Annotated in this window: 12 protein-coding genes; 1 reads left to right on the top strand and 11 read right to left on the bottom strand. The window is 35.1% G+C overall.

The window, feature by feature from the left end; translation table 11 throughout:
* Positions 1-49: 49 nt before the first annotated feature.
* From QRE67_RS11065 to asnB, 10 genes are all read right to left on the bottom strand, one after another.
* Positions 50-598 (bottom strand): cysteine hydrolase family protein, encoded by a 549-nt coding sequence (locus tag QRE67_RS11065; RefSeq protein WP_286124886.1) that lies wholly within the window; start codon positions 596-598, stop codon positions 50-52.
* 129 nt (positions 599-727) lie between these two features.
* Positions 728-1,216, bottom strand: coding sequence for a putative periplasmic lipoprotein (locus QRE67_RS11060; protein WP_286124885.1), 489 nt, complete (start codon positions 1,214-1,216; stop codon positions 728-730).
* Positions 1,217-1,651: 435 nt separating this feature from the next.
* The gene (locus QRE67_RS11055; RefSeq protein ID WP_286120780.1) at positions 1,652-3,034 is read right to left on the bottom strand and encodes an IS1182 family transposase; all 1,383 of its coding nucleotides are present in this window, start codon (positions 3,032-3,034) and stop codon (positions 1,652-1,654) included.
* A gap of 148 nt (positions 3,035-3,182) precedes the next feature.
* Complete coding sequence (locus tag QRE67_RS11050; protein ID WP_286124884.1) at positions 3,183-3,830, bottom strand: nitroreductase family protein; 648 nt, start codon at positions 3,828-3,830, stop codon at positions 3,183-3,185.
* Positions 3,831-3,936: 106 nt separating this feature from the next.
* Entirely contained in the window at positions 3,937-4,815 is an 879-nt protein-coding gene (gene dat / locus QRE67_RS11045; protein WP_286124883.1) for a D-amino-acid transaminase, read from the bottom strand.
* Positions 4,816-4,959: 144 nt separating this feature from the next.
* Positions 4,960-5,922 (bottom strand): ABC transporter substrate-binding protein, encoded by a 963-nt coding sequence (locus tag QRE67_RS11040; protein WP_286124882.1) that lies wholly within the window; start codon positions 5,920-5,922, stop codon positions 4,960-4,962.
* Positions 5,923-6,581: 659 nt separating this feature from the next.
* Positions 6,582-7,565 carry an N-acetylmuramoyl-L-alanine amidase gene (locus tag QRE67_RS11035; protein WP_286124881.1) on the bottom strand — a complete coding sequence of 328 codons (984 nt, stop codon included), beginning with the start codon at positions 7,563-7,565 and terminating at the stop codon, positions 6,582-6,584.
* Positions 7,566-7,667: 102 nt separating this feature from the next.
* The gene (locus QRE67_RS11030; RefSeq protein WP_286124879.1) at positions 7,668-7,997 is read right to left on the bottom strand and encodes a hypothetical protein; all 330 of its coding nucleotides are present in this window, start codon (positions 7,995-7,997) and stop codon (positions 7,668-7,670) included.
* Between the two features lie 75 nt (positions 7,998-8,072).
* Positions 8,073-8,432 (bottom strand): GNAT family N-acetyltransferase, encoded by a 360-nt coding sequence (locus tag QRE67_RS11025; protein ID WP_286124878.1) that lies wholly within the window; start codon positions 8,430-8,432, stop codon positions 8,073-8,075.
* A 93-nt stretch (positions 8,433-8,525) separates the two neighbouring features.
* Positions 8,526-10,427 (bottom strand): asparagine synthase (glutamine-hydrolyzing), encoded by a 1,902-nt coding sequence (gene asnB, locus QRE67_RS11020; protein ID WP_286124877.1) that lies wholly within the window; start codon positions 10,425-10,427, stop codon positions 8,526-8,528.
* 219 nt (positions 10,428-10,646) lie between these two features.
* Here asnB and QRE67_RS11015 point away from each other — a divergent pair, with 219 nt between their 5' ends.
* Positions 10,647-11,114: an Hsp20/alpha crystallin family protein gene (locus QRE67_RS11015; protein ID WP_286124876.1), complete on the top strand. Its 468-nt coding sequence runs from the start codon at positions 10,647-10,649 to the stop codon at positions 11,112-11,114.
* A gap of 211 nt (positions 11,115-11,325) precedes the next feature.
* On the opposite strand, the gene QRE67_RS11010 is transcribed toward QRE67_RS11015, so the two are convergent.
* On the bottom strand, positions 11,326-11,913 hold the full coding sequence (locus QRE67_RS11010) for an SCO family protein (RefSeq protein ID WP_286124875.1): 588 nt from the start codon (positions 11,911-11,913) through the stop codon (positions 11,326-11,328).
* Positions 11,914-12,217: the final 304 nt, after the last annotated feature.

Genomic DNA, 12,217 nt, shown 5'->3' with positions numbered 1-12,217 from the left:
TATTTTATCCCGCTATTTGCGGGCAGTAATACCGTCACTGATTAAAGTTTCACTTTATTACAGCATGTAAACAAGACTTAAAGTGCTCTAATGCAAACTGATGCCCTTGTTCATTAAAAGATGCGACTGCTTTCTCATGTACAACAATATGAAATCCTTTATTATATGCATCTACTGCTGTATGAAGAACACAAATATCTGTACAAACACCGACAAGATGTACTTCTTGTATCCCCCTTTCACGTAGCTTCATTTCTAAATCCGTCCCAGCAAAGGCACTATAACGGGTTTTGTCCATATAATATACATTCTCGTGATTTTCATGTTTTTCGTATAAGGTTTGTAATCCCCCGTACAAGTCTCTTCCTTTCGTTCCAGCTAAATTGTGCGGAGGAAATAATTTTGTTTCTGGATGATGGGAATCATTTTCTTCATGTTTATCAATCGCAAACACAACATAATCCCCATTTTCCATGTACTGTTTTGTTGTTTCAACAAGATGTCCTTCAATATCTTGGCCTGGTTTCCCGCATGTTAAAGCACCATCTTCAGCTACGAAATCATATGTATAATCAATATTAATAAGGGCACGTTTCATTGCTTCTCCTCCTTATTTGTTTCACACTAAACAAAAGAATACGCGTTATTACGACGCCATTTACCTTATTCGACACTTCCGAACAAAATACCTACAAAAAAGAAATCTGCTTTGGAAGCAGATTTCTTTTTACAATGCGGGTTTATTTTCAAACTTTGCCTGGACAAAGTTAACGACGTTCCCATTTGGATCATTATTTTCAAACTGAATTGCTGTTACTGTGTGATTCCCTTGTTCTAACGTTTCTTGTTTTAACTCGACAGTTGTCTGTGTTAATCTACTCACTTGATGCATATCTTCAAATATGTGATCTACGTACACAAACGTTTCTTTATCACCTTGAAAATTTGCAAGTTCTATTTCAACTTGTTGAATAAGAGTATCCTTTTTTACAAATACGGTTGGCACATTACCATTTTCAGAAGTACCGTCAGGTGTAACTACCTTTACTCTTCCTTCCCCAATTGGATTTACTCCCTCTGGAAAAAGATATTTACTTTTTTGTCCTGCATTTACAACTTGTTCTTCTTTCTTTGGCTCTACTTCTTGTTTTTCTTTCGGTGCACCGCATCCTACTAATAACATAACAGACAAACCAGCGATTATGAATTTTTTCAAAATTCATTCCCCCTGCGAATTGATTTCTTATTTATTATACAAAAATAATATTTTATTTTATATTCACGTTTTAACACTTCTGTGAACAATTGTATCCGCTCACCATAACTGTAACATATTTTCTTCTTTTTTATCACTATTATTTTTTATAGTAATCACTAAAAAATCCTTCTTCTTCATCATTTTGACCCATTTCTAGTTGAAAATATTCCATTTCAGGAAATATTATTGTAATAATCATATATATATTCTTTTTTACTAATAATAAATAATCTACTCACTTCACTCAAAAAATTCCTCTTATGCATTCTACTATACAAAAATAGATAAAAAAAAAGACATTGATAAATTCAATGTCTTTTTTCACGTTGTTGAAAAAAGATTATGTTAAGAAAATGCCGAATTTTTTTGGCATTTTCTTGATTTCTATTTGTTTTATAGAATGGTTTCTTCTATAATTTGATGTGTTAGGTGTAAACCAACTTGCTTAAGCGAGCGTAGTTTGGTCCACTTTTTTAAGTTTTGTATGATGGCGGTCATCAAAACTTGTACTTTAACCTTTTGAACTCCACGGTATCGTGCATAGCGCAAACCGTGGAGTTCTTTACTATGTGCGAAACTCAGTTCAACCGTAGACGGACGAACGGAACGGAGAATTTTTCCTCTTATTGATAAGCGCTGTTCTCTTAACTGATCGTAAATTTCTTGATGGATAGAAATTCGCAACACACGATCTTGGTTTTCTTTTTTCGCAAATGGACAGGATTGACAACTTCCTTTAGGTGGTCTGAATTCATGATAACCTTGACGATTCGTTGTTTTATAATAAAACGGTACACCGCAAGGACAGGCGTAGAGATCCTCGTTTACTTGTTTAAATTGATAACGACGGCACTTTGGATGATCCTTCGTTGTAAATCGACGATAAGACATGTAGACGAAGAAGCCACGTTGAAACAACCTTCGCGCGAGGGAAGCGTTGTAGTAGCCTGAATCAAGGGCGATTTCTTTCGCATACTTCCCCAATAATTGATTTAACCGTTCAACTTGTCCGATCAATTTACGATGCCCAGGCACATTCGCGGCGGTGACATCTGTGGCGATGATAAAGTTATGAAGCGAATCCACGATACGGTGCTCAAAATAGGCAAAGCGTCCGCGTTGATCGTGTTTGACGGACAAGCGAGCGTCAGAATCTACAGGGCTAATGTTTGTCTGTTTTTCTTCTATTTTTGAGCCTTTCGCTTGTAAAGGTTTCTTCCCATGACGCACACGGTGATCGTTAATCATCACTAAATCCTCATCTTTTTCTTCTATTACTTTTTCTTCCGCCAAGATTTCGCGTACACGCTTATTCGCATTCGCTTTTAATTCTGTTTCATCCGCCACCCATGTTTCGTTTGCGATAAACCCTTCTTGTTGAATCACACGAAGGCAATGCTGAAAAAGCTCCTCCCAAAACGTCGCATTTCGTAGACGTTGCGAGAGAAACTTAGAGATTGTTGAGTGATCTGGAATCTTCTCATTCGAGGAAATCCCTAAAAACCAACGATACGTCGCATTCTGTTTTACTTGATTACATGTAAAACGAACCGAGCGAAAGCCTTCCAAATACTGAATTAATAAGATTTTCACTAACATAATCGGATCTTTCGTTGGTCGACCGATACGATGTGGATAGAACACTTCCAATCGCCTTGTCACAAAATCCCAATCCATCACTTGATCCATCTTTACTAAATGATGCGAAGCATCATACATCATTTCATAGTACTTTCGATTTTCTTCAATTTCTTTCATGGAATATGTAACGTACATAAAAAATCTCCTCGCTTCATTTCATTCACGAGGAGATTTTATCGAAATTTTCAGGTTTTGTCTATTGACTAGATTGTTTTTCAACAGTATGAAAAAAGACATTGATAAATTCAATGTCTTTTTTTCTTTCATTTTTTTCATAAACATATTAATAAATAAATTTCGTAATTTCCGCTACTTCTTTACGAGCAAGTTTTTTCGGCTTGTCTTTCGGATAACCTAGAGAAATAACCATATTAATTTGTTTTTCAGGTTCAATTTGTAGATATTGTCGCAATTGATCCTGCGCTAATAAAACAGGCCCTGTCATTGGACAAGTCCCAAGGCCGCGCGCATGTGCTGCCAACATTAAATTTTGTGCCGCTAAGCAGCTGCTTTTAATCCCTTCTTCTTCCCAAACTGCATCCGGAACAAAGTTAATTGGATCAAATATTTTTTCACGAAACTTTGATTGATATGGTGTTGCTAAACAAACGATCAATACGGGTGCATCAGAAAAAGCCGTTGCATACGGTCCAAAAGAACGCGTTAATAATTTGCCTGCCTTTTCTTCCCCTTTTTCTTTCGCTTCTTCCGCTTGTTTATACAGGGCATCCCACGTCATTTGTTCTACTTCTTTAATTTTATCACGATTCATAATAACGAGAAATTCCCACGTTTGTGAATTCGTATCACTTGGTGCATAGCGAGCACAATCTAAAATTTCTTCTATTTCATTTACAGGTACCGCTTGTTCTGTAAATTTCCGAACGCTACGACGTCCGTGAATCACTTCTTTCAATGCATCATAATTCATATAAACAAAATCCCCTTTTACAGCGTTTTCAAAAATCTTTATATAGTTGATTATAACATGAAGAGAAGCTGGAGGAATACCAGCTTCTCTTCATGTATTCATTAGCTCAAGTTGTCACTTTAAACATTGCAATACTTTCTTCATACGCTGCTTGCAAATTCTTCGTAACCAGTCCAATTTCTCCCTTACTGAAGGGTTCTTCTCCAATTTGAATGACCGGCAAAATTTCTAGTGGCGTTGCTGTAAAGAAGCATTCGTCTGCCTCATATACCTCTTCTAACGAAAATTCTCGCTCTTCTACTTCTATATGTAAAACTTTTGCTAAAGAGATTACGTGGTGACGTGTAATCCCATGTAAAATGAAATGATCAGCTGGATGCGTAATTAATTTATCATCTTTTATAATAAAGAAATTAGAATGACATCCCTCTGTTACAATACCATCACGAACTAAAATTACTTCAGTATATCCTTCTTTGTTAATTTTATTCTTAATCATAATATTCGGGAGAAGATTAAGGGACTTTATATGACAAAACTTCCATCGAATATCCTCTGCTACTGTTACTTTTATCCCTTTTTTCATAAAAGAAAGCGGTCTAGGAAACGATACGATATTTGCAAAATAAGTCGGCTCAAGATTTGGTTCATACACATGATTTCTTGGTTGTACGCCCCTTGAAATTTGAATATAAACATTTCCATCTTCTTGAAATTGATTTTTTTCAATTAATTGCTGTAGCTGTTCAATCAATTCTTCTTTTGTAAACGGTGGGTTAAGGTCAATTTCCTTCATAGATTTAAAGAAACGATCTAAATGTAAATCTAGTAAATGCGGTTTTCCATTGTATAGACGAAACACTTCATATATCCCATCACCAAACTGTAAACCTCTTTCTTCTAGCGGAACTATCGCTTGTTCTTCCTTTGAATTTACAAGACGTCCATTAAATAATATCCAACCTTTATGGGTACCTTGAGACATTTTACCACCCCTTCCCACATGACTACTTTCATTGTACAACTCATCGGCACTTAAAATAAAGAATTTTCAAATATTTATCCGCATAAAAAACCAAAGGCTAGCGTAGCCTTTGGTTTTTCGCACATATCGGTATAACTCAATACTTTATTTTAAAAAGTATTTTTCAATATCATCTAACATAAGATTTGCAGCCTTTATACCACCTGCAGTATTCCAAATTACTTCATCTACCTGATGGACTTTATTGTTTTTAGAAACTTGTAGTTGCTTGAATAGTGGATCTTGAATCCATTCTTCTGCTACTGTTTTCCCTTCATTATTTTTATCCGCATCTTTATCAGATGTGAAATAGAATAACACATCTCCATCCATATTTGGAATTTGCTCTTTTGTAATACCTTGTATTGCAAATCCATCTTTATCTTGAAGTGGTGGACGTTTAAAACCGATATCTTCTAAAACAGCGCCAGAGAATGAATTTTTTTGATAAATACGAACATCACCTGGAACGAAACGAATCATAGAAACTTTAGATTCTACCTTATCTCCAAGTTTTCCTTTCAATTCATCAACACGTTTTTTATAGTTATCAAGAGCTGCTTGACCTTCTTTTTCTTTATTAACTGCCTTTGTATATAACGTAAAGTTTTCTTTCCAATCTCCGCGCAATGTTTCAGCATAAACAGTTGGTGCAATTGCTTTTAGCTGTTCATATACTTTTTCATGACGCATTTTATTCCCGATAATTAAATCCGGTTTTAATTTTATAATTGCCTCTAAGTTTACATCACGTTCTGTTCCTACTACTTGTGTATCTTTTAATTCCTTTTCTAAGTGCGGATACCATGAATCACCAGCACGTGGCTTTGTTGTACCTACTGGTGTAATGCCTACCGCTAAAAGAGCTTCAGCTCCTTCATTTGTTAGGACTACAACTTTTTTAGGTGTACCATTTATTGTCGTTTCCCCCATCGCATGTTTAATTACATACGAGTCTTTCCCTTTCGCAGTTTTACTTGTATCTTTCTTTTCTTCATTACTACACCCTGCAATCATAGCAATGATAAGTAAGAAGCAGAGCATAAACATCTTTTTATTTTGAAACATATTTCCTCCTTGTTGAAAACAGTTATCATTATCATTTAAAGATTAATATATATAATATATATTGTCAACATATTTTAGAAAACTTTTTTGAAATATCATGTACACCCTTATATGTAAACCGCTGCAAAGTTTTAAAATACTCCTTGATAACGATAACAATGTATTCAAAGAAATACCGCATAACAATTAGATGAAATATTTTTCTCTTACATACGTACCAATACAATATCAAGATAATAAAATGAAACTTTTCTCAGTGGGGGCTTTCTTCATCCCCACTGATCCTTAGCCCTCACCTATCTTCTTTGGATTCCTCAGAATCTTGAGGCAGGGGTCTTACTTGGATTGCCTTTAATAAGGCGGTTTTTATTTTCCTAAAAATCAATAATAAAATGTAAAAGAGCCTATTTTTAATGGGAAACACTTCAAACATTCACTTGTACAATCTCTATCATAGTTTAAAAAGCTCCATCTTTCATAATAGTTTTTAATTGCCACGCAGTTACTGGTACAGATATCTCTTACTCTGTCTGTAAAAATATGCTTTTTCAGACAGTAGTATTTTCTATAAAAAAGTGTCCGTAAAGCTTTATGTTTGCAAACATACAAAAAAGGTCCTTAAAACCCTATATGTATCAAAGGTTTTAAGGCCTTCTTCTTTAGTACTGATTATACTGAATATAAGATGGATCATAGTAAATCCATTGACTGCCACCTAAGTTTAGCCAGCCATTACTCTCTTGATATACAACGTATGATTCTGGTGCATTTAACTTACGAATGACCGAAGATGATGCGGATGGTCCACTTCTTAAATTCACGTTCGTCCCGCGAATATTTGCAACCCCAATCGGACTGCCATCACTATTTGCAGACTTGATATACTGTATATAAGATGGATCATTATACACCCACTGACCAGCCCCTAAATCTAGCCAGCCATTACTTTCTTGATATACAACGTATGACTCTGGTGCATTTAATTTTCGGATAACCGAAAATGATATAGATGGACCGCTTCTTAAATTTACGTTTGTCCCGCGAATATAAGCCACACCTTTCTTTTGAGGTGCTGGATTTGGGTTTTGGTTTGTACTTGGCACCAATCCTAATATAGCAACAATCCCTCTTACATACGCTTGGCATAACTCTTCTATAAACTGCTGATTTTTTAATAAATTTGCATCGAAGGTTGTATCAATAAAAGCAGTTTCTGTTAATAATGCATCCATTGCTGTTTCTCTTAGTACTGCATAATTTGCTTTCTTTGCACCGCGATCACGTAATCCATACTTTGTTAATACTGGGCTGACCGCTGCATGCATCTTTTGTTGTTTGCCTGCTGCAGAACTGCTATCTGACAGTCCATTATAAATATAATCTTCGTAACCTGTTCCACCGCCACTGTTAATATGAAATGAGATAAAATAATCTGCACCAAAAGAATTAGCAATATTTGCACGTTCCGATAATGAGATAAAGACGTCACTATCACGTGTCATTTTAATATTTATCGCATAATTCGCCAGTAAAATATTACGAACACGCTGTGCAATTTGAAGTGTTAGATTTTTTTCAAGTAAACCGTTTCCAACAGCACCGGAATCATTTCCGCCGTGACCTGCATCTATAACGAGCTTCATCTGTCATTTCCTTTCTTTATTGAATTAGAGCACGTATTTTTATGCTCGTCCTATTTTATGTAAAAAAGAAAGGATTGGTGACAAGAGCAGACAAAAACCACCTTATGTAAGGCGGTTTCCATCATCTCGTTTTAACCAATTTAGAATATATATATACGACTGGTAATGAACATGTCGTATACAAAACAAACACAATAGAATAGAAATTCCAAAACTGCTATATAGTAAACCAAACTTCAAAAAGATACTTAACATGGGCGGGAAATGTGTCACGCTCTGCAACATATACAAAGTGATAAACAAAACGGAAAATACCGGTACGTATTGCCATTCATATGGTTTGCGCTTTTTATACATTATTTTTCGGATGAGTATTTGACATAGCTCTGCTACTAAAAAACAGCCTCCTACTAATAAAAGTCCTGACGTCATCCCCATACATCCACCTGCCTCACTTTCGTTTTCAATCCTATATTTCATATATATTGTGAATTTCTATCTATCTTTTTACAAGTGCTTCATATAAACTTCATTGTTATCTTCAAAACCGAGACCTTCTATAAAAGCTTTTGCCTGTACAGTAAGATCCTTTTGTAGTATTTCTATACACGTTACATTTCTATGTTTCATCATCTCTTCAAATGTAAAGTAAGCATTTGTTCCGTATCCATAGCTTTGATAATCATTATGAATAATTAAAACCGATAATCTAGCTTTCTCTTCTTGTACCATATAGTCGATTAAACCAATATATGTATCATCAAATTTTATGCAATATTGAACTGCTTGCTCCCTTAAACAATGGGAAGAAAACATTTCTTCGACAACCATTTTCGTTTCTTCCGTTACTTTTTCAAACGTAATCATATTTTGTCCACCTTCTTATTATTATTGTATCGAGCACAATACATATTTATGAAAAAAACCTTAAGATCGTATATGATCTTAAGGTTTCCTTATTTACACTAAGCTATAAGCACGTTTCGTTTCTTCATGAAACTCATTTGTGTCGTATTTATGCTCAACATAAATTTGGTGCCATACCATAAATGCAAGTACTGTCCAAATTTTACGGCTATAATCGCCTTTATCTGCACAATGTGCTTCCAATAAGTCTAATACGTACTGTTTGTCGATTAAATGCTCTGTTTTGCTTTCTTTAATAATGTTAGTAGCCCAATCATGCATTTCATCTTTTAACCAATGACGAATTGGTACTGGGAATCCTAGCTTTTTACGATCTAACACGTGATCTGGAACGATTCCGCGCACTGCTTCACGTAAAATTGCTTTTGTTGTTCCATTTGCGATTTTTAATTCTGTTGGGATTTTAGACGCAACATCGAAAACTTCTTTATCTAAGAATGGTACACGAAGTTCTAATGAGTTCGCCATCGTCATTTTATCAGCTTTTAATAAAATGTCGCCGCGCAGCCATGTGAACATATCGATGTATTGCATTTTGCTTACATCATCGTAATCTTTAATTTCGTTATACAATGGCTTCGTGATATCCATATAGTTAACACTTTCATTGTAGTATTTCATTAATTCTGCTTTTTCTTCTTCACGGAAGATTTTCGCATTTCCATAGTAACGCTCTTCAATTGGTGTACATCCACGCTCTAAGAAGCTTTTTCCTTTAAATCCTTCTTTTAAAGCGCCGCTTAATGCTTTTAAGACGCTCTTCCCTGGCGTAGGAATGTAAGAGAACATTTTTAGAGAGTTTGGCTCACGATAAATATTATATCCACCAAACAGCTCGTCCGCACCTTCACCTGAAAGAACAACCGTTACATACTTACGTGCTTCTTTCGCAACAAAGTATAATGGCACAGCAGCTGGGTCAGCTAAAGGATCATCCATATGCCACATAATTTTCGGAAATTCATTCATGAATTCTTTCGCTGTAATGAAGACACTATGGTTTGTTACACCTAACTTTTCTGCTGTTTCTTTTGCTACATCAACTTCACTGAAGCCGCGGCGTTCAAAACCAACAGAGAATGTTAGAAGATTTGGATTCATCTCTCTTGCGATAGACGCGATAATCGAAGAATCAATACCACCAGATAAGAATGAGCCTACTGGTACGTCACTACGCATATGCACTTTTACAGAATCATATAATACGTCGCGAATCGCTTGAATGTGCTCTTCTTTCGTTGCACTTGAAGCATTGAAATACGGTTGCCAGTAGCGATGAATTTCCATCTCTTTACCGATTTCTTTTACGAAATAATGACCCGGCTCAATTTTGTTAATATCAACTGTTAATGTTTCAGGTTCTGGCCCATATTGATACGTAAAGTAATGTTGCAGAGAAGTTGGATTTACTCCTTTATCTTGCATCACGTGCATAATACTTTTCTTTTCAGATGCAAAGAATGTTGTATCACCTTGCTGTGCAATGTACAGTGGTTTAATACCGAAATGGTCACGTGCACCGAAAAGTTTCTTCTCTTCACGATCCCAAATCATAAATGCAAACATACCACGAAGATAATCTACACATTTTTCTTTCATGTGAGCATACAAAGCAATAATTACTTCTGTATCTGATTGCGTTGCAAACGTTGCTCCTTTTTCAAGTAACATTTCACGTAATTCTACATAGTTGTAAATTTCACCATTAAAAATAATTACATATCGATCATTTTCATAAGTTAGCGGCTGATGTCCTGCCTCTAAGTCAATGATACTTAAACGGCGGAAGCCAAATTGTACATGTTCATCACGAAAATATCCTTCGTCATCCGGACCACGGTGAAAGATAATCGTATTCATATTTTCAAATTGATGTTTTTCTTCTGCTGAAAACTCTCTAGGGTTTTCACATAAACATCCTACAAAACCACACATACTTCTTACCCTCTTTCAGTTCTCATTCTGATTCTATACTACTATATCAACCCTATTTATACTAGCATAATCAACTCAATATGGCGACAAAAACAATAAAAAAAAAGCGCTCTCCTGCACATTTCCCTCAGAAATTTCTTTTGAACCAGAAAAATAGGCACTCACATTTAGACACTTTTGTCATATGATATTTCAAATTGATTTCTAGGAGGAAAAATCATGAGTGATGAAAAGAAAGAATCCTCATCGCGTCCACCCATTCGCAGTTACTTGAAACAAATTGATGATTTTTTTGAGCAAACACCACTTCGGGATGTAATTGCTGATATGAATCACTTTTTCCAAAAAGGGAATCGTTTAGTAACATTCCCCGTAGATTTATATGAAGTGGATGAAGACCTTGTCATAAAAGCTGAACTCCCAGGCATTCAAAAAGAACAAATTCAAATTGAAATACAAAGCGAGCATTTAAAAATCTTGGTAAAAGAAGACATATTAGAAGAAGCAAAAGAGGAAGAGTCCCATAATTACTATCGTCGTGAGCGTTCCATGTCAGAAGCTTCTCGTATGATCAAATTACCGTATTTAATTAATAAAAAAGTTGCAAAAGCTTCCTATGAAAATGGCATTTTAGAAATTCGCGCACCAAAACTTCCACAGCAACATGATATTTTATCCATAGATTAACGATTTTTATGAAACTTTGATCAGTCAGGGTTTGCCGCATCTTCACTGATCATTAGCCCTCACCAATCGGGCTTTTACGGGCAGTTTAACTTCTTTGCTTCCTATCGAATTTTGAGGTGAGAGTATTACTACCCACGAATAGCGGGATAAAATAAAGTGAACCCTAAAACTTGTAAGAAATAAAAAGAAGGATGCTGCGGCATCCTTCTTTTTATCGCTCTAATCGTTTTATATCACGCAGAATATCATCATATGGTGTATTACTAATTCCGCTATACTTCTTCATTACTTTTCCATCTTGATCTATTAAATAAAATGACGTGCCATGCATAACTTGATCCGTATTATCTGGCTTATCAACAAGTGTTTGGAAGTTGTTCTTTGCAAACTTTTTAACGTCTTCTAGTGAATAACCAGTTAACAAGTTCCAGTTTTTCGTATCTTCTGTGAATTTTTGTATAAATGCTTTTAAATTCTCTGGTTTATCCACTTCTGGATCAACGCTAAATGAAACAAATTGAACATCTAATTTTTGTTCTTTCGCCATTTTTTGCAATTTCGCCATATTTGCCGTCATCGGTGGACATACTGTTTTGCAATTTGTAAACATAAAATTAGCGACCCATACTTTACCTTTCAAATCTTTTGTTCCAAATTTTTCACCTTCTTGATTTATGTATTGAAAACTTTCTAAATCCCAATTTAATGCATCTCGTAATTTTGGACCTGAAGTACATCCCGCCAATACAAAAAAACAAAAAATAACTAAGAAACCCATTAACTTTTGATAACGCTTCATTTTCAAACCTCTTTTCTCTTTCTCTAAATATGTGATTTATGTTTATCATAACAAAAGTAAACACTATGAGAGAATTGTTTATCCTAATTGTTCACGAAATCGTACGAATTTAGGACTCCTTCTTACTTCTTATGAGCCAATAACTAGACAAACGAATCAGTGTTTCATAATTATACAGTCTTCTCACACGAATCATTCATCCTTTTCTAACTTTGTAAAGATATACGTGCTATTTTTTACATTTTTTTAATAGTTAATCAATTTTTCTCACTTTTTTCCTTTACAACATTTCGGTACAATACAA

Source organism: Bacillus sp. DX3.1, assembly GCF_030292155.1.
GTDB lineage: Bacteria > Bacillota > Bacilli > Bacillales > Bacillaceae_G > Bacillus_A.
The sequence above is the reverse complement of the archived record's forward strand: the minus strand, read 5'-3'. Positions and strand labels throughout refer to the sequence as shown.